The organism is Martinezella sp. CNPSo 3890, from assembly GCF_057784455.1.
On the sequence record NZ_JBXSOR010000007.1, the window covers coordinates 177,996 to 200,883 of the forward strand.

Annotated in this window: 24 protein-coding genes and 1 tRNA gene; 10 read left to right on the top strand and 15 right to left on the bottom strand. The window is 61.3% G+C overall.

Features of this window, described 5'->3' with window-relative positions:
* Positions 1–3: 3 nt before the first annotated feature.
* The 5 genes from AC13RC_RS18510 to AC13RC_RS18530 form a co-directional block, all read right to left on the bottom strand.
* The gene (locus tag AC13RC_RS18510) at positions 4–975 is read right to left on the bottom strand and encodes an ABC transporter permease (RefSeq protein WP_113330647.1); all 972 of its coding nucleotides are present in this window, start codon (positions 973–975) and stop codon (positions 4–6) included.
* A gap of 10 nt (positions 976–985) precedes the next feature.
* Positions 986–2,089, bottom strand: a complete 1,104-nt coding sequence (locus tag AC13RC_RS18515; protein ID WP_113330623.1) for an ABC transporter permease — start codon at positions 2,087–2,089, stop codon at positions 986–988.
* A gap of 7 nt (positions 2,090–2,096) precedes the next feature.
* A complete protein-coding gene (locus tag AC13RC_RS18520; protein ID WP_488558058.1) occupies positions 2,097–3,608 on the bottom strand; it encodes an ABC transporter ATP-binding protein in 1,512 nt (503 codons plus the stop codon).
* 80 nt (positions 3,609–3,688) lie between these two features.
* The gene (locus tag AC13RC_RS18525) at positions 3,689–4,684 is read right to left on the bottom strand and encodes a BMP family lipoprotein (RefSeq protein ID WP_113391013.1); all 996 of its coding nucleotides are present in this window, start codon (positions 4,682–4,684) and stop codon (positions 3,689–3,691) included.
* Between the two features lie 370 nt (positions 4,685–5,054).
* Positions 5,055–5,372, bottom strand: a complete 318-nt coding sequence (locus tag AC13RC_RS18530; RefSeq protein WP_075856392.1) for a hypothetical protein — start codon at positions 5,370–5,372, stop codon at positions 5,055–5,057.
* A 233-nt stretch (positions 5,373–5,605) separates the two neighbouring features.
* Between AC13RC_RS18530 and AC13RC_RS18535 the strand changes: the two genes are divergently transcribed.
* A tRNA-Ser gene (locus AC13RC_RS18535) sits at positions 5,606–5,695 on the top strand.
* Between the two features lie 26 nt (positions 5,696–5,721).
* Here the strand turns inward: AC13RC_RS18535 and AC13RC_RS18540 are convergent.
* The 3 genes from AC13RC_RS18540 to AC13RC_RS18550 are packed head-to-tail and all read right to left on the bottom strand — an operon-like array spanning position 5,722 to position 8,450.
* Entirely contained in the window at positions 5,722–6,255 is a 534-nt protein-coding gene (locus tag AC13RC_RS18540) for a TetR/AcrR family transcriptional regulator (RefSeq protein ID WP_488558059.1), read from the bottom strand.
* 41 nt (positions 6,256–6,296) lie between these two features.
* Positions 6,297–6,833: a dihydrofolate reductase family protein gene (locus tag AC13RC_RS18545; RefSeq protein ID WP_152094617.1), complete on the bottom strand. Its 537-nt coding sequence runs from the start codon at positions 6,831–6,833 to the stop codon at positions 6,297–6,299.
* Positions 6,834–6,863: 30 nt separating this feature from the next.
* The gene (locus AC13RC_RS18550; RefSeq protein ID WP_152094618.1) at positions 6,864–8,450 is read right to left on the bottom strand and encodes an FAD-dependent monooxygenase; all 1,587 of its coding nucleotides are present in this window, start codon (positions 8,448–8,450) and stop codon (positions 6,864–6,866) included.
* 258 nt (positions 8,451–8,708) lie between these two features.
* Here AC13RC_RS18550 and AC13RC_RS18555 point away from each other — a divergent pair, with 258 nt between their 5' ends.
* Positions 8,709–9,296: a TetR/AcrR family transcriptional regulator gene (locus AC13RC_RS18555; protein ID WP_488558060.1), complete on the top strand. Its 588-nt coding sequence runs from the start codon at positions 8,709–8,711 to the stop codon at positions 9,294–9,296.
* A 123-nt stretch (positions 9,297–9,419) separates the two neighbouring features.
* On the opposite strand, the gene AC13RC_RS18560 is transcribed toward AC13RC_RS18555, so the two are convergent.
* Positions 9,420–10,316, bottom strand: a complete 897-nt coding sequence (locus AC13RC_RS18560) for an SDR family oxidoreductase (protein ID WP_488558061.1) — start codon at positions 10,314–10,316, stop codon at positions 9,420–9,422.
* A 93-nt stretch (positions 10,317–10,409) separates the two neighbouring features.
* Here AC13RC_RS18560 and AC13RC_RS18565 point away from each other — a divergent pair, with 93 nt between their 5' ends.
* Positions 10,410–11,243, top strand: coding sequence for a helix-turn-helix transcriptional regulator (locus AC13RC_RS18565; protein ID WP_113391007.1), 834 nt, complete (start codon positions 10,410–10,412; stop codon positions 11,241–11,243).
* 255 nt (positions 11,244–11,498) lie between these two features.
* Complete coding sequence (locus AC13RC_RS18570) at positions 11,499–12,440, top strand: SDR family oxidoreductase (RefSeq protein ID WP_488558062.1); 942 nt, start codon at positions 11,499–11,501, stop codon at positions 12,438–12,440.
* Positions 12,441–12,456: 16 nt separating this feature from the next.
* Here the strand turns inward: AC13RC_RS18570 and attM are convergent, their stop codons facing one another.
* On the bottom strand, positions 12,457–13,248 hold the full coding sequence (gene attM / locus AC13RC_RS18575) for an AttM family quorum-quenching N-acyl homoserine lactonase (protein ID WP_488558063.1): 792 nt from the start codon (positions 13,246–13,248) through the stop codon (positions 12,457–12,459).
* A 134-nt stretch (positions 13,249–13,382) separates the two neighbouring features.
* Here attM and AC13RC_RS18580 point away from each other — a divergent pair, with 134 nt between their 5' ends.
* Complete coding sequence (locus tag AC13RC_RS18580; RefSeq protein ID WP_488558064.1) at positions 13,383–14,243, top strand: LysR family transcriptional regulator; 861 nt, start codon at positions 13,383–13,385, stop codon at positions 14,241–14,243.
* Between the two features lie 41 nt (positions 14,244–14,284).
* Here AC13RC_RS18580 and AC13RC_RS18585 read toward each other — a convergent pair whose 3' ends face one another.
* Complete coding sequence (locus AC13RC_RS18585; RefSeq protein WP_488558065.1) at positions 14,285–15,583, bottom strand: MFS transporter; 1,299 nt, start codon at positions 15,581–15,583, stop codon at positions 14,285–14,287.
* 109 nt (positions 15,584–15,692) lie between these two features.
* Between AC13RC_RS18585 and AC13RC_RS18590 the strand changes: the two genes are divergently transcribed.
* Complete coding sequence (locus AC13RC_RS18590) at positions 15,693–16,145, top strand: winged helix-turn-helix transcriptional regulator (protein ID WP_113351472.1); 453 nt, start codon at positions 15,693–15,695, stop codon at positions 16,143–16,145.
* A 48-nt stretch (positions 16,146–16,193) separates the two neighbouring features.
* On the opposite strand, the gene AC13RC_RS18595 is transcribed toward AC13RC_RS18590, so the two are convergent.
* The 4 genes from AC13RC_RS18595 to AC13RC_RS18610 form a co-directional block, all read right to left on the bottom strand.
* Positions 16,194–17,075, bottom strand: a complete 882-nt coding sequence (locus AC13RC_RS18595; RefSeq protein WP_488558066.1) for an NAD(P)/FAD-dependent oxidoreductase — start codon at positions 17,073–17,075, stop codon at positions 16,194–16,196.
* Complete coding sequence (locus AC13RC_RS18600) at positions 17,072–17,521, bottom strand: RrF2 family transcriptional regulator (protein WP_488558067.1); 450 nt, start codon at positions 17,519–17,521, stop codon at positions 17,072–17,074. The genes AC13RC_RS18595 and AC13RC_RS18600 overlap by 4 nt, the downstream gene beginning before the upstream one ends.
* 68 nt (positions 17,522–17,589) lie before the next feature.
* The gene (locus AC13RC_RS18605) at positions 17,590–18,174 is read right to left on the bottom strand and encodes an isochorismatase family protein (RefSeq protein WP_488558068.1); all 585 of its coding nucleotides are present in this window, start codon (positions 18,172–18,174) and stop codon (positions 17,590–17,592) included.
* A gap of 79 nt (positions 18,175–18,253) precedes the next feature.
* On the bottom strand, positions 18,254–19,003 hold the full coding sequence (locus AC13RC_RS18610; protein ID WP_488558069.1) for a sulfite exporter TauE/SafE family protein: 750 nt from the start codon (positions 19,001–19,003) through the stop codon (positions 18,254–18,256).
* A 98-nt stretch (positions 19,004–19,101) separates the two neighbouring features.
* Here AC13RC_RS18610 and AC13RC_RS18615 point away from each other — a divergent pair, with 98 nt between their 5' ends.
* From AC13RC_RS18615 to AC13RC_RS18630, 4 genes are all read left to right on the top strand, one after another.
* Positions 19,102–19,983: a LysR family transcriptional regulator gene (locus tag AC13RC_RS18615; RefSeq protein WP_488558070.1), complete on the top strand. Its 882-nt coding sequence runs from the start codon at positions 19,102–19,104 to the stop codon at positions 19,981–19,983.
* Between the two features lie 85 nt (positions 19,984–20,068).
* Positions 20,069–20,875: an alpha/beta fold hydrolase gene (locus tag AC13RC_RS18620; protein ID WP_488558071.1), complete on the top strand. Its 807-nt coding sequence runs from the start codon at positions 20,069–20,071 to the stop codon at positions 20,873–20,875.
* 135 nt (positions 20,876–21,010) lie between these two features.
* Positions 21,011–22,132, top strand: coding sequence for an alkene reductase (locus tag AC13RC_RS18625; protein WP_488558072.1), 1,122 nt, complete (start codon positions 21,011–21,013; stop codon positions 22,130–22,132).
* Positions 22,129–22,857: an SDR family NAD(P)-dependent oxidoreductase gene (locus tag AC13RC_RS18630; RefSeq protein WP_488558073.1), complete on the top strand. Its 729-nt coding sequence runs from the start codon at positions 22,129–22,131 to the stop codon at positions 22,855–22,857. The genes AC13RC_RS18625 and AC13RC_RS18630 overlap by 4 nt, the downstream gene beginning before the upstream one ends.
* Positions 22,858–22,888 lie beyond the last annotated feature (31 nt).

Consider the following 22,888-nt stretch of genomic DNA (forward strand, 5'->3'; position numbering starts at 1 on the left):
GGTTTAGCGCTCCTTGGTATAGGGCACGCCACCGGCCTTCGGAGGCTTGGCGACGCCGATAAAGCCTGCAAGCAGGATGCAGGTGAGGATATAGGGCAGCGCCTGGAAAATCTGTACCGGCACCTCGCCAATGCCCGGAACTGCCTTGCCCTGCATGAAATTGGCGAAGGCATCGAGGAAGCCAAACAGAAGACAGGTGAACATGACCGGCACAGGCTTCCATTTTGCAAAGATCAGGGCGGCGAGAGCGATATAGCCCTTGCCCGCCGACATGTTGTTGATGAAGGCGGCCGACTGGGCAATGGCGAGATAGGTGCCGGAGAAGCCGCAGAGAATGCCGGCAACGATCAGCGAGCGATAGCGTAGCCATTCGACCGAGATGCCGGCGGTATCGACGGCGCCCGGATTTTCACCGACCGCACGCAGCCGCAGACCAAAGCGGGTGCGATAGAGGATCCACCAGGAGATCGGCACCGTCAGGAAGGCGAGATAAGTCAGAATATTGTTGCCCGAGATGACATTCGCATAGAGCGGCCCGATGAACGGAACGTCACGAAGGGCATCGGCGCCCGGCAGGGTGATGCCGGAAAAGCGGGCGGTAGCAGGCAAAGTCGGCGTCCGGCCACCCTGACCGAACCAGGCCTGGCCGAGAACGATGGTCAAGCCGGCCATCAGGAAGTTGATCGCGACGCCCGAAACGATCTGGTTGCCGCGATTGGTAATCGAGGCGAAGCCGTGCAGCAGACCGACGAGGACGGAGACGAGAACACCGGCGCCAAGACCGGCCCATGGCGAGCCGCTGATCGAGGCGACGCAGGCCGCAGCGAAGGCCGAAGCCAGCATCTTGCCTTCAAGCCCGATATCGAAGATGCCGGCACGCTCGGAAAACAGGCCTGCCAGCGCTGTGAAAATCAACGGAATCGACAGGCGGATGGTCGAGCCCAATATGCTGATGAGAAGATCATAATAATCCATCGTCCGATCCTCACGTCCTGGCGAATGTCTGGTAGATGCGCACAAGCGCAGGTCGGAACATATATTCGAGCGCACCGGCAAACAGGATGACGAGACCCTGGATCACCACGATCATGTCGCGCGTGATGTTCGGCATGTCGAAAGAGAGCGCATCGCCACCCTGATAGAGAATGCCGAACAGGATCGCCGCCACGATGATGCCCAGTGGATGATTGCGACCCATCAGCGACACGGCAATGCCAACGAAGCCTGCACCGAGCACGAATTCCACCTGCAGACGCGCGGAAGCGCCCATGACGGGGTTAAGCGCCATCATGCCGGCAAGGCCACCGGAAAGCAGCATGGCGATGATGACCGTGCGGGCATAGGGAATGCCGGCATAGACCGCAGCGGTGGGGCTGAGGCCGAGCGTGCGCATTTCATAGCCGAGCTTGGTGCGCCAGATGAGCACCCAGACGAGGAAGCACATGACCAGCGCGATCAGAAAGGAGACGTTGAGCGGCGCAGCACCGATGGTCGAGCCGAACAGATCCATCAACCAGCCGAGCTTCGGCAGCTGGCCGCCCTCCAGAAAGGTGCGGGTCTCGGGAGCCATCTTGCCGGGCACAATCAGCACATGCACCAGCAGGAAGTTCATCATCGCCGAAGCGATGAAGTTGAACATGATCGTCGTGATGACGACGTGGCTGCCGCGCTTGGCCTGAAGCCAAGCCGGGATGAAGGCCCAGAGCGCTCCGAAAATCGCCGCGCCGATAACCGCAAAGGGCATGGTCACGTACCAGGGCACGTAGCGGTCAAGTGTCAGCGCCACGAGGGCACAGCCGAGACCGCCGAGATAGGCCTGACCTTCCGAGCCGATATTGAACAGACCGGCATGGATGGCGACAGCGACCGAAAGGCCGGTGAAGATGAAGCTCGTCGCATAATACAGCGTGAAGCCGATGCCTTCGCCGCTGCCGAGAGCGCCCTGCAGCAGCAGCACGAGCGCATCGAGCGGGCTCTCGCCGATGAACCAGACGACGAGGCCGGAAATCAGGAAGGCAACAATCAGGTTGAGAAGAGGGATCAGGCCGTAGGTGATCCAGTTCGGGAGCGGAACGGAAGCCGTGCTCATATACGCCTCACGCGGCAATGCCGGCCATCATCAGGCCGAGTGTTTGTTCACCGGCCTCAGCCGACTTTTCACCGACAATGTGGCCGGCGAACATGACGAGGATTCGGTCCGAAAGTGCACGGATTTCATCCAGTTCCACCGAAACCAGCAGGATCGCCTTGCCGGCGTCGCGCATCTCGATGATGCGGCGATGAATGAATTCGATGGCACCAATATCGACGCCGCGCGTCGGCTGGCCGATCAGCAGAGCCTTCGGGTCGCGCTCGATCTCGCGGGCGACGACGATCTTCTGCTGGTTGCCGCCGGAGAAATTGGCGGTCTTCAGCCGCGCGTTCGGCGGGCGGATATCGTATTTCTCGATCTTCTCGATGGCATCCTTGCGCATGGCATCGAGATCGAGCATACCGCCGCGCCCGTATTTGCGGTCGCGGTGATAGCCGAGCATGGAATTCTCATATTCCTCGAACTTGAGGACGAGGCCCATGTGATGGCGATCTTCCGGAATATGGGCAAGGCCAAGGTCACGGAGTGCTGCGGGATCGGCGTTGCCGATCGGCTTGCCGTGCAGAAGGATTTCGCCCGAAGCCGGCTTGCGGATTCCGGCGATGGCCTCAAGCAATTCGGACTGGCCGTTGCCCGCAACACCGGCAATGCCGACGATCTCGCCGGCGCGGACATCGAAGGAGACATTGTCGACCATGGTGACGCCACGGCCGTCCTTAACTGTGAGATTGCGCACCGAGAGCAGGATTTCGCCCGGATCGGGAGCGCCCTTCTCCACACGTAACAGCACGCGGCGTCCGACCATCAACTCGGCCAATTCCTCGACGGTGGTTTCTGCCGTCTTGCGGGTAGCGACCATCTCGCCGCGTCGCATGACCGATACCGTATCGGTGATCGCCATGATTTCGCGCAGCTTATGGGTGATGAGGATGATCGTCTTGCCCTGGTCGCGTAGCACGCGAAGGATGCGGAAGAGATTGTCGGCTTCGGCCGGAGTCAGAACGCCGGTGGGTTCGTCGAGAATGAGGATCTCGGCGCCGCGATACATCGCCTTCAGGATTTCGACGCGCTGCTGCTGACCGACGGGAAGCTCCTCGATCAAGGCGTCCGGATCGACTTCCAGGCCGTAATCCTTCTCCAGCCGGTTGAGCTCGGCGCGCGCGGCCGCAACGCCCTTGGCGAGAAGTGCGCCGCCTTCGGCGCCCAGCATGACGTTTTCGAGGACGGTAAAATTGTCGACCAGCATGAAATGCTGGTGCACCATGCCGATACCGGCTGCGATCGCCGTCTGGCTGTCGCGAATGGCGATCGGGTTGCCGTTGATGCGGATCTCGCCGCTATCAGCATGATAGAAGCCGTAGATGATCGACATCAGAGTCGATTTCCCGGCACCGTTTTCGCCGATGATCCCGTGGATCGAGCCCTTGGCGACGGTCAGGTTGATATCTTTATTGGCGTGGACAGCACCGAACTTCTTGTCGATGCCCACGAGCTCGATGGCGGAGATTTGGTTCACTATAGGGGCTCCAGAAACCGGTTTCCGGATAAGAAAAGGGCGTATGACGTTTTTGCTCCGTCATACGCCCTTATTTCATATCAGTTCTTCGGGCAGGCGTTGTCGGTCAGATAGTCGTGGACCTTGATGGTGCCAGCGACGATATCGGTCCGCGCCTTGTCGACGGCAGTCTGCATTTCCGGAGTGACGAGCGGCTTGTTGTTGTCGTCCATGGCGACGGTGACGCCATCTTCCTTCAGGCCCAGTTCCTGGGTGCCGGCCGTGAACTTGCCGTTCTTGGCATCGCTAAAGGCATTGTAGACTGCAAGGTCGACGCGCTTGACGACGGACGTCAGAACGGAACCCGGATGCAGGTAGTTCTGGTTCGAGTCAACGCCGATCGACAGCTTCTTGTTGTCAGCGGCCGTCTGCAGCACGCCGAGGCCAGTGGCACCGGCGGCCGCGTAGACCACGTCCGCGCCCTGGTCGATCTGGTTCTTGGTGAGCTCGCCGCCGCGAACCGGATCGTTCCAGGCAGCACCGGTCGTGCCGGTCATGTTCTGGAAGACTTCGATCTTCGGATTGGTGGCGCGTGCGCCAAGCTCGTAACCGCATTCGAACTTGCGGATCAGCGGAATGTCCATGCCGCCGACGAAACCGATCTTGCCGGACTTCGATGCAATGGCAGCCATGACGCCGGCGAGGTAGGAACCTTCGTTTTCCTTGAACTTGACGGAGCGGACGTTCGGCAGATCGAGGCTATCGTCGATCAGAACGAATTCGGTCTTCGGATATTCGGCAGCAACCTTCTGCAGCGCGGAGGTCCAGGCGAAAGAAACAGCGATAACCGGATTGAAACCCTTGCTGGCGAAGTTGCGCAGCGCCTGTTCGCCCTGGGTGTCGCCCGTCGGCTCGAAGTCGCGGTAAGCGATGCCGGTTTCCTTCTTGAACTTTTCAGCGCCGTTATAGGCAGCTTCGTTGAAGGACTTATCGAACTTGCCGCCGGTTCCGTAGACGATTGCCGGCTTGATATCGGCCGCAAGCGCCGTTGCCGACATGGCAGCCAGGGCGAAGAGGGTCAAAAGGGATTTTTTCATGTGGTGCAGCCCTATTGTTTCTATCTTGTTGGGTCCTCCCGCAAGCCCGTTGATCGGGCAAGTCTGCGGAACTGCCGGCCTCCCCCGAGGCCAAGCTGGCGCGCATCCTTGCATGGCTGCACGAAAAATTCACGAGAAATTTTTCAGTTGGTAAAGATTTGTGGGAATTGGTGAAAACCCATCCAAACGACCCGTTTTTTAAACAATTTCGGGCCAAAACTGCAATTTTATTGGTCAGAACAGCTGCCGCTCAGCTCTCCGCAACCGCCAGTTCTGCAGCTCGCCGCATTGCGATGGAGCCGCCGCCAATTCCTTCCGACGCCATTCAATTCCCTGAATGGCACAGACCGAAAGTCACGCGCCGAACCCCTCACGCGCTGAAGCGGCCGGCTGCAGGCTGGCGCTTGTAGGCGACCATCCACAGCAACAGGGAAATCACCAGGAAGACGGCGAAGGCCGGCTGAAACAGCAGCCATTGCATCGCCATGTCATAGAAACGAGGATGGACGTAATAGGCGATCGCCGAGCGGAGGCTTGCCAGCGACGAAGGGCTGACATCGTTCCACGCATCGCCCATCGGGGTCATGACCACGGCGGAAGCCGCAACGGATTGTATGGAATCGATGGTGCCGGCGATCACAGCCACCACCAGTGCGACAAGGCTGGCAAAACGCAACAGGAAACGCATAAACTCCTCCCGATACTCACTATGTTCAGCCTTCGCGGGCCGACCGGTCTTATGCCGCCTCATCTATTTCATTAGATAAGTCGCGTGCAAAATAAGCGCAATGGGGAGGAGATGCAGAGTTTTGCGCCAACAAGTCAAAAATCTGTCAGATTCGGGTTGATTGCCAGGAATTCATCGGTATATATCGCGGCCGTTCCGACGATTTGCTTCCTGACCGGGTGCGAAACGCCAAAGGACAGGTGGCCGAGTGGTTTAAGGCGCACGCCTGGAACGCGTGTGTACGTGAAAGCGTACCGAGGGTTCGAATCCCTCCCTGTCCGCCATTTTCATCCACTCTCTCCCGCTTGCATTACGCCTCCAGGCAATCCAACAGCTCAGAGATCGCTCGTTGATAGTTCGCCTGCTCCACGTCGGCTGGTGTCGACTGGAAACCATCGCCCTCACTTTCTATGGCGACGGCAAGGGCTGCACCATGGGTGTAATCGACCAGAATATGCACCCACAGCAGCGCGCGCGATGGGGAAAGGCCAAGCTCCTCCAACAGATCCGTCAGGCTCTCCGTGATCCGCGTTGCATGGTCGGGGAACACGGCAGGCCGGTTGAAGATGGCAAGCGTCAGACCGGGATGGCGCAGCACCTTTGCCCGGTACGCTCCAAGCAGGCCCTCTATCCGCGACCGAACCGTTCCTTCCGGAGGCATGGCAACATCGGCATAGACGCTCTCCGCCAATGCCTTGATCAATCCGTCCCGATCCTGGAAATGATGATAGATCGTCATCGGGTTGACGTTCGCACGCATGGCGACTGCGCGCATCGTCAGATTTTCAAAACCCTCGCCCTCAAGCAGAGCCAAGGCCTCCGAAAGGATCCTTGCCGGCGACACGCTGTTCTCGTCGGCACGTGGCCTGCCTCGGCTTCGCTTGGTCATGGTGCAATTGTGTAGGTCGATTGTACCAGCCCGGAGGGAAACGGGCGGGTACTTACATGCGTGAGATTGATGTCGCGCGAGACCGGGCCGAACAGCGGGCGGCCGCTGCCGAGCAGTATGGGAACGCGGCTGATCACCAGATCGCTGATCAAGCCTTCCCGAAGGAAAGACTGGATGAGCCGTCCGCCGTCCACATAGACACGGCGGCAGCCTTCCGCTGCGAGCATGGCCATAGCCTGCTGCGGCGACTTCCGCGTGAAACGGACTTTGCCGGCCAACTCAGCCGGAACCGGCTGCTCCGCCAAATCGGCCGAAAGGACGAGCACCGGGCGTGTGTAGAACCACGGCTTCATGTCGCGGACCGCCTCGAAGGTGCCGCGGCCCATGATGATGGCGTCGATGTCCCTGATGAAATCATTGTAGCCATGGTCTTCGCCGGACGCGTCATACTCGAGCAACCACTCGATGCCGCCGTCATCGCGAGCGATGAACCCGTCCAGGCTGGTTGCAATAAAAACGTGACCAGTGATCATTTCGCACTTCCATATTTATACATTGTATAATTATGGCTTGGTAGCGCTGTCAAGGACGGCTGATGCAAGGTTTCGCTGAGAGCCGCCGATGCGTCCCGGTTCGCCGAACCATCGCAACGCCGCTTCGGCAGCGGCATCCATGTCAGGCTCTGCCTCGCAGACCCAGGCAACGACGCCATCGGGCCGCACGAGCAAGGCGCTCAAGCCAAACCGATCCCTGGCGTCGCTGGCGACATAGGCAATCCGGTCGCTCCAGCGGCTTGCAAGCGCTTCAAGGGAAGCACGAGCATTGAAATCCAGAAGCAGGCCCTTGCCCGTCCTGAGGAGATTGCCGAGCTTTGTCCCATCGGCGAGCTCAAAATCGGGAGCGCTGCGGCCGATGAGCGGATGGCTCCCGCCAAGTTCATAGCGGAGAGAAACGCCCCAGACGCGCTCGGCGAAATAGGTGGCGCCGTCGCGCGTCTCGATCAGATCGCGGATAATGGCTTCGAGGGCACGCGAGCTCGGGCTTGGCCGCATGAGTGCGACTTGCGCGCGTGACCAATCAAGCACCTGCGCACCAATAGGATGCCGTTCGCTGGAATAGGTATCAAGCAATCCGTCAGGCGCGTCACCATGGATGGTGGCGGCAAGCTTCCATGCCAGGTTCATCGCATCGCCAAGTCCAAGGTTGAGCCCTTGGCCGCCCAAGGGGGAGTGGATGTGCGCGGCGTCGCCGGCAAGCAAAATGCGCCCTCTGCGATAGCTGGTCGCCTGATAGGCGCGGTCCGTCCATGTGGTGGCAAGCTTGAGCGCCGTTAGAGTGACGTCGGTGACGGAGATGCGCCGCAGCACTGCCTGCACATGGTCGAGCGTGATCGGCTGGGTCCGGTGGAAAGCGCCGCCATCGAAGTCGACCATCGTGATCGTCCCGGGAGGCGCATAGGTGTACATGCCCGTCGCGGTGTAATGGCGGCCGGGACGAAGCTTGTCCGGGTCCACCATCTCAATTTCGGCGGAATAGCCGGTGAATTCGGGATCGGTGCCGACGAACTCGAAGCCGCCAGCCTTGCGGACAGTGCTGCGGCCGCCGTCACAGCCAACGAGCCAGCGCCCGCGAAAGGTCTCGTCTCCGGCGCGAACGACAACAGCTTCATCCGACTGCTCGAAGCTCTCGACACCGAAGCCGCGCCTGATGTCGGCGCCCATGGCCTCCGCACGCGCCGCAAGGACAGCTTCGAAGCTTTCCATCTCGACCATCAAGCTGGTGCCGGCCGGGCTTGGCAAACGATAGAGCCACTTGGACGTGTCGATATTGTCGTAAAAGAACTGGATGCCGGCAAAATGGCCGCCTGGGCGGCGCGACTGGTGCATCCAGTGTGCGGCCAGTGAAGCGCGATCGCCCGAGCCGTCTTTGGCAGGTTTGGGCGCGGCAACATCATCCAGCAGACCACGACGATAGAAGGCTTCGATGGTTGGCGAGGAAAGGCCGCGCATGCCGAAGGGAAGGCGCTTCAAGGGCGAGCGCGGATCCTCGGCCTGCTCCAGCACCGATACGGAGAGACCGGCGAGACGCAGCTCGCAGGCGAGAAACAAGCCGACGGGTCCGCCGCCGGCAATCAGAACATCATAAATCAAGGCAGCACTCCTCAGGCGAACGGCGCCGCAAGGGCGTCAGACATTCCGGCTTCGGGCCATCTCAGCCGGCGCGAGTCGCTGAAAAACGCCCACCCGTATTCGGGCGGCGATGGTCCAGTCACGGGAACAGTCATAAAACCTGTGCCAATTTCACCGATTTCGTGATTGCAATGCAATTTTTACACTCGGTATAAATTTACTTATGGTATAAATATCGTCATGTCAAACCAAATCAAACTCCGGGACCGCAAGAAGGAGATGACGCGTCAAGCGATCTCCAACGTCGCGACACGCCTGTTTGTCGAACATGGCTTCGACAAAGTCTCCGTCGCCGATATCGCCGACGAAGCGGAGGTCGCCAGGAAGACGGTGTTCAACTACTTCCGCCGCAAGGAGGATCTGGTCTTCGATCGCGAGGATGAGGTGCGGGAACTGGTGCGCAAGGCGATCGCCCATCGCGGCCGAGCGCCGCCGGTCCGCGCCTTTCAGGCGCTGATGCGGGACTTGGTGGGGACGCAGCATCCCCTGTTCAGGATCACGGAACGACCCATCCAGTTCTGGCGCATGGTGGCGGAGAGCCCGACGCTGACGGCATATGCACGCGGGCTGCAGGTGACGCTTGCTGACGATCTCTCGGGAATGCTCTCCGACGCGGCGGGCCGGCCGCGCTCCGATGCGGATGCACATCTTGCAGGCGCAATGCTGATGGCGACGCTGGTGACCGCCTATGGCGAGGCGCTGCGCGTCTTTCGGGAAAAAGGAGATCCTCAAGCCGCTCTGCTTGGCGTCATGGAGCGCGGCTTTGCCGGTGTCGACGCCGCTCTTGCCGGGACGCCGTATGTCTGACTTTGAAGTTTTCTGGATCGCAGCCTGAAAGACGAAACCCGGCCGAAGGGTCGGCCGGGTCTTCGAATACATGGTCCGTCGGACCATCGACCATCCCGCGGATCGTGGCCGATGGCGCCGGTATCACGCGGCGGAGACCTGCAGCTCTGCAAGATCCTGAAGCAGCGTCGGGCCGGTGGGTTCCCAACCCAGCTTCTGCCGGGTCTTGGCGCTGGAGGCCGGCATGTCGCGGCCGGCGAACATGGCGAGCCAGCCGAAATAATCCTGCGCCTCTTCCCTGGCGATGGATTTGACCGGGAGGTTCAGGCGCCGCCCGATCGTCTCGACGATATCGCGCATGGGCACGCCTTCCTCGGCGGCCGCGTGATATTTGGCATTCGGTTCGGCGCGCTCGACGACGAGGCGGTAAAGACGGCCGACATCGGAAAAATGCGCCGCCGGCCAGCGGCTGAGCCCGTCTCCCACATAGGCGCAGACACCCTTTTCCCGGAATATCTGGATCAAGGGCGTAATAAGGCCCTGGCTGACCGGATCATGCACCTGGGGCAGCCGGACGACCGAGACATTGACCCCGATCTCGCTTGCCAGGATTCCCGCTTCTTCGGAGGCTGCCCGCGGATGCATGTCGGAACCGGCAATCGGGTTATCCTCTCTGGCCGGCTCGCCCGGCACCGTGTTGGCGATCGGCGTGCCCGAGGTAATGACCAGCGGGCGGGCGGAACCGGCAAGTGCCGAGGCCAGCGTTGCGATGACCCGGCGATCATCCTCGCAATTCTGGACGAATCTCGTGAAGTCGTGGTTGAAGGCAAGGTGGATAACGCCGTCGGATTGCGAGGCGCCGCTTTTCAGGATTTCCGCATCCTCGATCGTGCCGTGAAGAACTTCGGCGCCGGCAGCAGCGAGCGCGACCGCCTTTTCCTTCGAACGCGAAAGGCCGAGCACCTGATGGCCCGCACCGATCAATTCCCTGACGACACGCGATCCGACATTTCCGGTCGCACCGGTAACGAATATACGCATATGCATTGTCTCCTTATTTCGTCGGAGACAAATCTGTGCCTATCGTTTATTCTGGTAAAGTAGTGACCTTATCATAGTAAAGACACTAACAGGATGACCGATCTCATCGAAACCGAAAACGTGCTCGGGACCTATCTGAGGGACCGCCGCGCAAAACTCGACCCATCCGCCCTGGGATTTGCCGGCGAACGGCGGCGCACGCCCGGACTTCGGCGCGAGGAAGTGGCGCAGCGCGCCAATATCAGCCCGACCTGGTACACATGGCTGGAACAGGGCCGCGGCGGCGCGCCTTCCGCCGACGTGCTCGACCGGATCGCCCGCGCGCTGATGCTGACGGAAGTGGAGCGCGAGCACCTGTTCCTGCTTGGCCTTGGGCGTCCGCCAGAAGCGCGTTACCGCAAAAATGATGGCGTTACGCCGCGGCTGCAGCGCGTGCTCGATGCGCTGGAGCCGAGCCCCGCCATTATCCGGACCGCCACCTGGGACGTCATCGCCTGGAACCGGGCAGCACCCGTGATGCTGATCGATTACGGATCGCTGCCACCGGAAGAACGCAACATTTTGCGCTATATCTTTCTCGATCCGCGTGCGCGCGCCGTGCAATATGATTGGGAAAGCGTCGCCCGTTTCGCGCTGGGCGCATTCCGTGTCGATGCGGCGCGCGCAGGCGCATCGAGTGAAATCGAGCCTTTCGTGGCGGAACTTTGCCGCATCAGCCCGGAATTCAGGGCCATGTGGCGCGAAAACGACGTTCCTGGCACCCATACCGAAGCCGTCAAACATATACGCCATCCCATCCTCGGCCCACTGGCATTCGAGTATTCGGCCTTTTCGGTCGACGGCCGGACGGATCTCAGCATGATTGTCTACAATCCGGCAACGCCTGACGATGCCGAGCGGATCAGATCGCTGCTGCCCCGACCATAAGGATATGCTTGGCGCAACCAACCGTCACTCGCTCATCTTTCGATTGACGGCGGCGAGGAAGGCGTCCTAAATTCCCGTCGTCGAAAATGGCTGGCTTGGTCTCGGTAGGCCCAGGCCCTTCTCCCTCATGGAGAAGCTCTGTTCCGCGCTTGCGCGGATACCCCGACAGTCCCTGCGCCTCGTGCGCGTTTCGGGTCTGCACGGTAGCCATTAGACGATGCTCCCTCAGCAGACCATGTTCGAAGGAGCCGTACCATGTCCACTATCGATCAGTCTCAGCCCATCCTTGTCTATCTCGCCGCCGGCGTCCAAGGCAGCGCAGTCGTTCACGCAGCACTTCGGCGCGGCTTCAAGGTCCGCGCACTTGTGCGAGACCGAAGACGCGCCTCCACACTCTCGGCCCTCGGCGTCGAGCTTGTCGAGGGGGATCTTCGCGACGCGGCTTCGCTTCGCGCCGCCAGCACCGGCATCACCCACGCCGTGCTGCAGATTCCGATCGGATCACAAGGCGACATGCGCATCCAGGCGGATAATGCGATATCCGCTTCTCTCGACCAAGGCCTGAAATCCCTTATCCTCAAACTCGCCAGCGCCAGCCGCCCGGCACCTTGCCAGGAGCCAAGCTTTGTTGCCAACGCAATGCTCGAAGATGTGGTCCGCGCGTCAGGCCTGCCCTTCGCAATCGTCCGCCCGACCATGTATCTCGATAATCTCCTGAAGCCATCAGCGCGCAAGGACATTGTTGGCGAAGGGATCTTCGCGCCGCCGATTGCCGAAGCCCAGCGTATCGCCTGGACCTCGGTCGATGATTGCGCCCGGGCCGCCATTACCCTTCTGGAACGTGGCATCACCTCCGGCGATCATCGCATTGCCGGGCCGGAAAGCGTTGATGGAAACGAACTCGTCTCGCGGATCGGTGCTGGACTCGGTCGCCTCATCACCTATCGCCAACGGCCGCTCGACGAGTTCGAGCGGGATGTCGATGCTGCGATGGGGCCGGGAACAGGGCGCCGCGTCGCCTCGAAATTCCGCTTCTTCGCATCGCATCGGGAAGAGGCGGATGCGATGCTGGCCGCGCCGTTCAAGCCGCAAGCCGACCTTGAGGATTTCAAGCCGACAGGCATTGAGGAATGGGTTCGCCAACATCGGGCACAGTTCTTCGATACGGAACAAGCGCCATCAGGCGGCCTGGGCTGATCGACAGGATACGCCTTCAATCGTAATAGGCCGGGGCCTGCTTGAACCGAGGCCATGCCTCGGGATCATGCCCCGTCACCACCATCGCATCGGTCTGTTCGGCAAGCGTGCGAAGCTTGCCGACGGATCGCACCGTGTCAACGGCGGAAGCCATGAAGCCAGGAAGAGCCTTTTCGTTCCAGTGATCGAGCGTGTAGGCGGCATCGACGGTCAGTAATATTGCGCCCGTCTTCGGGAGCCGTACGAGGAAGGATTGGTGGCCGATGCTATGGCCCGGCGTGAAGATCATCCGCAGCACGCCGTCACCATAGAGATCGTAGCCATCGGTGGCGGCACCCTCCAGGAAGTGCCATTTCAAGCCGGGACGATCGAAATCCCGGCGAACATAGGCACTGGCGGCGAACCAGTCCGGCGCGAAGGCATATTCATATTCGCGGCGCTGGACGATGTGGGTCGCGTTGGGGAAGCGGCCGATCGCGCCGCTATGGTCGGAATGCAGATGGGACAGCGCGACGAAACGGATGTCTTCGCTGCATAGACCGAGCTTCGCCAGCTGCGCAACGCATCCCTGCTCCTCGGTCATGAAGGGCTGATAGCTGTCGACCGCATCGCCCCAATAGCCGCGCGGATCGGCCAGACCTTCCGCCGCCAGCCCACCATCGATAATGACATTGCCCTTCGGATGCGTCAGCAGAAACCAGGGAACCGGAATTTCGTAATCGGCGCCGCCGCCCTGGTTCATCCTGATGTCGTGAGCCTTGCAGCGCTGCGTGCCCGATTGAAACATATAAAGCCTGATGTCGCTCATAAGCCTGACCTGTGATTTGCGATTGCGTGCGGAAACACGCGTCGTTTTCGGTGATCGAACATCCACCGGCTAGATGGCATCATCCACTTACATTTATCGGCTGAGCCGATATATTGGCGCACATGGATCTATTGATGGCGATGCGCGTCTATGTCAGGGTGGTGGAAAGAGGCAGCATGTCGGCCGCTGCCCGCGATCTCGGCATGGGGCAGCCTGCCGTCAGCGAGCGGATTGATCGGCTGGAGCAATATCTCGGCGCGCGGCTGCTGCTTAGAAACACCCGCAAGCTTTCCGTCACCGATGTCGGTGCTACCTTTTATGAGCGCAGCAAGCAGGTGCTCGAAAGTGCCAACGATGCGCTGGCCGTCGTGGATGGCGATCAGTCACTGCGCGGCACGCTCAGGATCGCAGCACCGCATGGTGTCGGCGAGATCATCCTTCCGCCGATCCTGCTGCAGATGCGCAAGCATCATCCGCTGCTCAAAATCGACCTGATCCTCAACGACAGGATCGTCGATCCCGTGACGGAGGGCGTCGACATCTCGCTGCGCCTGGGGGATCTCGACGAGGGCAGCTTCATTGCCCGCAAGCTCGGCCATGTCGGCCGCGTGCTGGTGGCATCGCCTGCCTATCTCGATGAGCATGGGACGCCGACGACGCCCGATGAGCTTGCCGACCACCCCTTCCTGCGGGTCTCCGGCCTGTTCAACAACGGCCGGCTTCCGTTGATCGATCCGAACGGACAGACCGAACTTGCCGCCGTCGATATCACCTTGAGCACCAGCCATTGGCGGCCGCTGCACCGCCTGCTGATGGATGGCGCCGGTATCGGCGTGCTGCAGGAGCCGGTCTGCACCGAGGATCTCGCCGATGGCAGACTGATCTGTCTGCTGCCCGGCTTTACCGTGCCGGGCTTCGATCTCAATGCGCTCTATCCGGCGATAAGACCGATTCCGCCGCGGATTCGGGCGGTTCTCTCCTTACTGGAAGAATAGTTGCCGAGGATTCTGATCAAGCAAGCCTAAACGCTGGAAAGCTAGCCGACGCTCTGGGTCGCCACCTTGGGCGTTGCCCGCAATGTCAGCGCCCAGAAAAGCAGCGTTGCGAGACTAATCGCAATGCCGGAGAGGCACACGCCCGGCCAGCCGGCATGGGCATAGATGATCGTCGCTGTCGATGATCCCACTGCGCTGCCGATGGAGTAGAAGACCATATAGGCGGCGGTCAGCCTGTTTTGCGCATCGGGCCTGACGCGATAGATCATGCCCTGATTGGTGACATGCACCGCCTGCAGGCCGAAATCGATAACGAGCACGCCAAGGATCAGCCAGAGGATCGAGCGATCCAGCATGGAGATCGGTAGCCAGGCAACGAGCATCAGTGCAAGCGCTATGCCCGTCGTGCGCTGGCCATGGCCACGGTCGGCCCAGCGCCCTGCCCTGACGGCGCCGAGCGCGCCCGCCGCTCCGGCCAGGCCGAACAGGCCGACCTCGGTGTGAGACAGCGAGTAAGGCGGCGCGGTCAGCGGCAGCACCAGAGGGGCGAGCAGCGTGGTGATATTGGCGAAGATCAGCATGGCGATCACGGCGCGGATGCGCAGGACCGGTTCTTCAATCAGCAGAGTGCCCAACGAGCGGATGAGGCCGACGTAGGAAAGTCCGCGCCTCGGCTTCTCTTGCCTCGGCAGCACGCGCCAGAGGAGAAGTGTGATTACCAATGTTAGCATGGCGGAGACGATGTAGACGGCCCGCCAGCCGGAGAAATCGGTCAGCGTGCCGGCAACGCTGCGCGCCAACAGGATGCCGAGGACGATGCCGCTTGTGACCATGCCGACGATATGGCCGCGCTCCGCGGGATGCGCGAGGCTCGCCGCATAGGCGACCAGCGCCTGTGTCACGACGGCCAGAAAACCGACGGCGGCCATAGAGGCGAGCAGCATCGCCGCATTGGACGAGAAGCCGACGCTGATGAGGGCCGCCACGCTCAGCAGCAATTGCACGATGATGAGCTTGCGCCGGTCGACAAGGTCGCCGAGCGGCACCAGCAGGATCAGGCCGAGCCCATAGCCGAGCTGTGTTGCGCCGACGATGAGGCCGGCCACCGTGCGCGAGAGCTTCAGATCATCGGCCATGACATCGAGAAGCGGATGGGCGAAATAGGCATTGGCGACAGCGAGGCCGCTCGCGACGGCAAACAGGAAAATCGTCGCTCGCGTCAGCGGCGAACTGGCCTCTGCGGAGTATTCGGCGCCCTTAAACGAACCCTCTCGTGAGGAATGAGGGCGCAGAACGTCCTTCGCGCTGCCGGCCGGCGGCGCGTTCTGATCGATCGTCATTGCAAAACTCCCGATTCTTCGGTTTAATAATGAAACCAACGATCGAGTAACATTATTGGTTTAATCATGCAACCATTTTTGCGGACAAAAGACCGGAAAGGCTGAGCCGATGGTCGCGCGGAAAAGCCTGAAGGGTGACTATTGCCCGAGCGCGCGTTCGCTCGACGTGATCGGCGACTGGTGGTCGCTCCTGATCGTGCGCGATGCCTTCGATGGGCTGACGCGCTTCGGCGAATTTCAAAAGAGCCTGGGGATTGCCAAGAATATTCTCACAGAGCGCCTGCGCACGCTTGTCGCGAGCGGCATCCTCGAGCTTGTGCCAACAACCGAAGGCGGCTCGCGCATGGAATATCGGCTGACGGCGATGGGAAAGGATCTCTTCCCGGTCATGGTGGCGCTGCGCCAATTCGGCGAGCGCCATCTCTTTGCGCCGGCGGAAGAGCATTCGCTGCTGGTGGACCGGGCAACGGGACAGCCGGTGCAGCTCGACATACGGGCGCAGGACGGCAGATCCATCGGCCCGGACGAAACAATTATCTTGAAGGTGCCGGAAGCGGAATAGGACAAGAACGCCCGTGTTCGGCAGACGAATAGTCCTTCGAACCGAAGCTTAGAACACCAGCGACCGGTGTAATTGCGCACCTGCCCAGGCGCCGTCGCCGACGGCAAGCGACACCGAATGCGGGATGCGAGCGGCATCGCCGCAGGCAAAGGCGCCCGGCACGGTGGTTTCCTTCGTGGCATCGGTCTGGATTTGCGTGCCGAAAGGCGTTTCTTCCAACGCGCAGCCGAGCCGTTCCGCAATCGTGCTTGAGGGCGACACGCGCGATGCAGTGAAGAGCCCAGCAAACGGCAGCAGGCGTCCATCGGTGAGCCGCACGTCGGCCTCTCCTTCCAGCCTTGCGACGGGCGTTTCCTCGATCGTCACGCCACGTGCGGCAAGATCGGCGCGCTGCACCTCATCGGGGACAAAGCTGCCGTTGAGGAAGAACGTCACGTCTCCCCATTCCGGCAGCAACTGCGCCTGATGGAGCGACACCGGGCCGGTGGCGATGCAACCGATGCGGCCTTGATCGAGCTCGTAGCCATGGCAATAGGGGCAATGGAAGACGCTTTTGCCCCAACGCTCGCCAAGTCCCCCGATCTCGGGCAAGGCATCGGAGACGCCGGTTGCGAAAAGCAGGCGCCGGCCATCATGGCGCGCTCCGTCTACCGTTGTGACGACGAAGCCATCTTTCTCTCCCTCGGCCTTCTGGGCAGTGCCTTCGATCCAGGTCAGCGTCGGATAGATGAAAAGCTGCTCGCGCGCCTTGCGGGCGATCTCGGCGGGGTCGACGCCATCCTGCCCAAGAAATCCGTGGGATTCCCGGGCAAAACGATTGCGGCGCTTGCCTGCATCGATGACAAGCGCCTTGCGGCGGGCACGAAGAAGCTGGAGGGCGGCCGCCATTCCCGCGTAGCTGCCCCCAATGACGATGACGTCATAGGTCATGATAAAGCCCCTTCTGAGCGCCATTGCGTGTGACGCCGCGCAAATTCGGCGGCGAGATCGGCAAGTGTGACGTTTTCAAAGCGCTGGAGGAGCAAGGCCTCGGCTTCGGCAAAAGCATCATCGAGGACGGAATTGACCGATTGCTCGACCAGACATTCCGGCGTTTCGTTGCGATTGCCGATGGCAAAGACGGCCGGTTCGCCGAGTGCCTCATGCAACTGGCGCAGCGTGACGCTTTTGAGATCGGCCGCAATCGTCCAGCCGCCAGTGTGCCCCTTGGCGGAATGGACAATGCCCACCTCGCGCAATAGCCCCATGGTACGACGCACGACGACAGGATTGGTGTGCATGCATTGCGCCAGGGCTTCGGAGGTCAATGGTCCATCCTGCTCGGCCATGTGGAGCAAGGCGTGGAGAACGGAAGAAAGTCGGCTATCGCGTTTCATGTAACTTCAGTTATTACGATTCGATCCGACATTCAAGGGTGGCCTGTTGTGATGAAGCAGGGCTGCGGCTAAGTCCGCTGTTTGAAGCGAACGTCCAGTGCTGAGGCGCAAATCCTGATCTCGTCGCCGAGCGACCATTCCGCCGCCCTTGCCGCCATGGCGGCAGGCACGCCCTGGGAGCCAGGCCCGGCCGGAACATCATAGGTGGCGTGCGCATCATGCGGCAGCAGCACGCCATAGCCGCGCTCAAGCGCCGCCCGCGCCGTTGCGGCGACGCACATTTCCGAGAGCAAGCCGCAGATCACCAGATGCTTCGCGCCGAAAGCGGTCAGAATGGCGTCAAGATCGGTGCCGTCGAAGCCATCATCCTCCGTTTTCCTGATGACCACCTCCCCAGATAACGGCGGAAAATGGAGTTTCCACCCCCATTGAAGCGGCTCATCCAGTGCACCGGGCGGACCATCGTTCTGCAGGAAAATCACCGGCGCCCATGCCGACCGTGCCTTATCCAGCAGGAGTTCGACCATCGCTCTCAAGGTGGCATGGCCGGGAACCGCACTCGGCCCCTCCATGAAAGCATTCTGCACGTCGACAACAAGCAGGGCATCGGCCGGCGGACGGACATCGGAAATCTCCTGCTGCTCTCTTTCCATCGATCGGTCAGGCCTCACCTTGAAACAAACTCGGAAGCATATGGGTACCTGCAAGGCAACCCAGCAATATGAGACCGCCTCAAAAAGCGGCTTTGACGATCATCTCGGCGCCAAGCACCAGAAGGCAGACCAGAAACCCGCGGCGGAAAGTGGCCGGGCTGACGCGCTTGCGGATGACCTGGCCGGCCCACATGCCAGCGAGCGCCGGCACGATCGCAAGGGCAGAGAGTGCGAGATTGTCGATGCGGAAAGCGCCATGCCAGGCGAGCGCACCGGCCAGCGCCACCGTGGAGATGGTGAAGGAAAGGCCGAGCGCCTGGATCAGATCTTCCTTTTCCAGCCCGAGCGCCTGCAGATAGGGCACCGCCGGCACGACGAAAACGCCGGTCGCGCCCGTCAAGAGGCCTGTGACCGTGCCGATGACCGGCGACAGCAGCGGTTCCAGTGTCTGCGGAACACGAAGCTGGCGGGCAAGCAAGGCGTAACCAGCATAAAGAAGGAGGGCCGCTCCCAGTCCTGCCGAGGTCATATGCGTATCGCCAGCGGCGAGCAGATATGAGCCGGCGAAGGTTCCGACGATGATGGCGCTGACCAGGAGAGAGAAACGACGCGCAAGCGCACCAAAGCTCGGACCGGCCAGAAGCTGCCAGACATTGGTGACGAAGGAGGGCACGATCAGGAGGCTCGCTGCCGTTAGCGGCGAGATCAGTGTGCCCAGCACGCCCATTGCCACGGTCGGCAGCCCCATGCCGGTGACGCCCTTGACCATGCCGGCGATGAAGAAGGTCGCGAAGATCGCCGCGAGAAGCCATATCGAATGATCCATCATGCCCTTTCAGTAGCAGAGACAAAGACTGGCACAATGCGGATGATGCGAAGACAGCCTTCGGCTATTCCGAAGACTGGACATGCGGTAATCTGCACGTCATGCGCTTCGATCTGACCGACCTTCGCCTTTTCCTCGCCGTCGTCGATGCCGGCAGCATCACGCATGGAGCGGCCGATGTCGGGCTTTCGCTGCCGGCCGCCAGCGAGCGGCTGCGTGACATGGAGGCAAATGGCGGCGTACGGCTTCTGGAGCGCGGGCGACGCGGCGTGAGTCCGACGCTCGCCGGTGAGGCATTGGCCCATCATGCCCGGTTGATCCAGCGGCAGCTCACGCAAATGCGCGGCGAGCTTGGCGAGCACGCAAGCGGCCTGCGCGCAACCGTCCGGCTTCTCGCCAACACCGCGGCGATCGTCGAATACCTGCCGCCGCGCCTTGCCAAATGGATGGCGAGAAACCCGCGAACGGACATCGATCTCAAGGAGCGCCAGAGCATCGAGATCGCCCGAGCCGTTTCGGCCGGGCTGGCCGAGATCGGTATCCTGTCGGACGCGGCCGATACCTCTGGCCTGACATTGCGATCCTTCGCGATCGACCGGCTGGTGGTGGTGATATCTAGCGGTCATGCGCTGGCAGCGGCAAAGCAGATTGCTTTCACGGAGATCCTGCATGAGCATTTCATCGGACTTGCCGGCGGAGCGCTGCAGGATCACATCGACGCGCAGGCGGCCCAACTCGGCAGCCGATTGAAAACGCGGGTGCGGATGCGGACATTTGAAGCCATCTGCGACATGGCGGGCCAGGGTATCGGCCTCGGCATCGTGCCCGAAGCGGCGGCGCGGCGCTGCAGCCGATCCGCGAAAATTGCGGCCCTCCGTCTCACCGACCGGTGGGCGACGCGTCGGCTTTCGCTCTGCGCCCGCTCCCTCGAAGAGCTTCCGTCGCCGGCCCGCGATCTTTTCGAGCATCTGGCAACGATATGACCGTAGCCTGTTGAAAAGACGCGTTGGGATCGACTAGTCTCGCCACGTGGCTGTCGGGGAGAGACGGCGCAAATGGGGGATGGGTATGGAATTTCACGACGACGAGCTTCATCGCTTCGAAGCCGAAGGGGCCGCTCCCTTGCCGCATACCGAGGCGGAAGGCCATGTCGATCATGATGGCGCGCGTATCTGGTATGCCTCCTATGGCAGCGGCGCTCCGGTGATCCTCCTGCATGGCGGGCTCGGAAACAGCGGCAATTGGGGCTACCAAGTACCCGCGCTCATCGACGCTGGCCATCAGCCTATCGTCATCGACAGCCGCGGCCATGGCCGCAGCACACGCGACGAGCGGCCTTATACCTACGAGCTCATGGCCACAGACGTTCTCGCCGTCATGGACAGGCTGAAGATCGACAAGGCGGCAATCGCCGGATGGAGCGACGGCGCCTGTATCGGCATGGTGCTTGGAAAAACCCATCCGGAACGCGTTTCCGGTGTCTTCTTCTTTGCCTGCAACATGGACCCGAGCGGTACTAAGGAATTCGTGGCGACGCCGATCATTGAGCGCTGCTTCTCCCGCCATACGAAGGATTATGCCGCCCTCTCCGCCACACCCAGCGAGTTCGATGCTTTCGTCGAAGCGGTTGGCCTGATGCAGCGGACCGAGCCGAACTACACGGTCAAAGATCTCACGGAGATCAATGTGCCTGTCGCCATCGTGCAAAGCGAGCATGACGAGTTCATTAAGCGGGAGCATGCCGATTATCTCGTGCGGCACATTCCAGGCGCGAAGCTGATCCTTCTGCCCGGCGTCAGCCATTTTGCCCCCTTGCAGCGTCCGGCGCAGTTCAACGCCGCCCTGCTCGGCTTTCTTGCAACGATTTCAGCCTGACGGCAGATTCAGTTGCGCACGTCCGATCGTTCGGATAAATGATGATCATCATCTTATTCGAGCTCCCGAGACCGAATCGCCGCTGACAGGCCCTTCCGCCCCGGGGAGCAATTTTGCTCCAGGCAGGAGAATTTTATGACAGCCACTTTGTTTTCGCCTCTTTCCATTGGCCCTTATGAATTTGCGCATCGCGTCATCATGGCGCCGCTGACCCGCATGCGGGCGAGCCAGCCGGGCAATGTGCCTTCGGCATTGAATGCCGAATATTACGCCCAGCGCGCCAGCGAAGGCGGGCTCATCATTTCCGAAGGGTCGCAGATTTCCCGAGCAGGTCAGGGCATGCCGGCAACGCCGGGCATCCACACGGCCGAACAAATCGCCGGCTGGAGGGCCGTGACGGATGCGGTTCATTGCAAGGGCGGCAAGATCTTCCTGCAACTCTGGCATGTCGGCCGCATCTCCCATTCCTCACACCAGCCGGGCGGAGCGGCGCCGATCGCTCCTTCAGCCATTGCCGCCAAGGGTGATGCGTTTACCGCTTCCTTCGAGCGCGTTCCCTTCGAGACGCCGCAGGCGATCGACATCGACCTGATGCCGCTTTTGATCGACGTCTATGCCCAGGCTGCCGCCAATGCCAAGCAGGCGGGCTTTGACGGCGTCGAGATTCATGGCGCCAATGGCTATCTGATCGAACAGTTCCTGCAGGCCCGCACCAACCAGCGCACTGACCAATATGGCGGCTCGATCGAGAATCGTACGCGGCTGCTGCTTGAGGTGGTCGAGGCGGTGTCCGAAGTTTGGGGTTCGGATCGCGTCGGCGCGCGCCTTTCGCCCTTCGGCATCGCCAATGATAGCGGCGAGGACGATCCATTGCGTCTCTACGGCCATGTCATTCGTGAGCTGGACCGCCTCAATCTCGCCTATCTGCATCTGATCGAGCCGCGCGCCAGCGGTGCCGGTCAGGCTGAGGTCGACCACAAGAATGTACCCTCGGCTGCGGAACTCTTTCGACCCGCCTGGTCCGGCACGCTGATCGCCGCAGGCAATTTCCGGCCGGATACTGCCGAGGCAGCACTTGCCGCCGGCCATGCCGATGCCATCGCCTTCGGTCGTCTCTTCATCGCGAATCCCGACCTGCCGGAGCGCATTCGTCTCGGTGCCCCGCTCAATCTCTATCATCGCCCGACCTTCTACGGCGGCGGTGCCGAGGGTTACACCGATTATCCGACGCTGGATGCCAGGGAGGCCGCCGAATGAGCACGCCGAGCGCTATCATCGTCGGAGTAGGAGCCGAACAGGGGCTGGGGGCGGCACTCTGCCGGCTTCTTGCAGACAAGGGCTATCATGTCGTCATTGCCGGCCGGACGGCGGCAAAGATCGATCGGGTGGCGGCTGCCATCCAGGCGTCCGGCGGCAGTGCCGAGGCGATCGAAACGGACGCCACGGATGAAGCTGCGGTCATCCGGCTGTTCGATCATGCCTTTACCGCTCGAGACGATATTGTCGCGCCTGACTTCGTCGTCTTCAACGCCGGCATCAATCGCCAGATCGGTTTTCGTAATCTGACGGCCGCTCTGTTCGAGGAATTCTGGCGTGTCTGCTGCTTTGGCGGCTTCCTCGTCGGCCGTGAGGCCGCGCGGCATTTGGCGCCGCTCGGCCGCGGCACCGTGATCTTCACCGGCGCCTCCGCGAGCCTGCGCGGCAAGGCGGGTTTCGCCCAGTTCGCCGCTGCCAAAGCCGGTCTTCGAATGATCAGCCAGAGCATGGCGCGGGAATTCGGACCGCTCGGCCTTCATGTCGCCCACACCATCATCGATGGCGGCATAGACGGCGAGCGGCTACGTTCGCGCCGGCCGGATGCGGATGCCGATGGGCTGCTGAACATCGATGCCATTGCCGAGAGCTACTGGCATATTCACCGGCAGCATCCTTCTGCCTGGACACAGGAACTCGATCTGCGTCCTTACAAGGAAAACTTCTGAGGCCGCCGTCGGAGCAACTCATGGCGTTGCT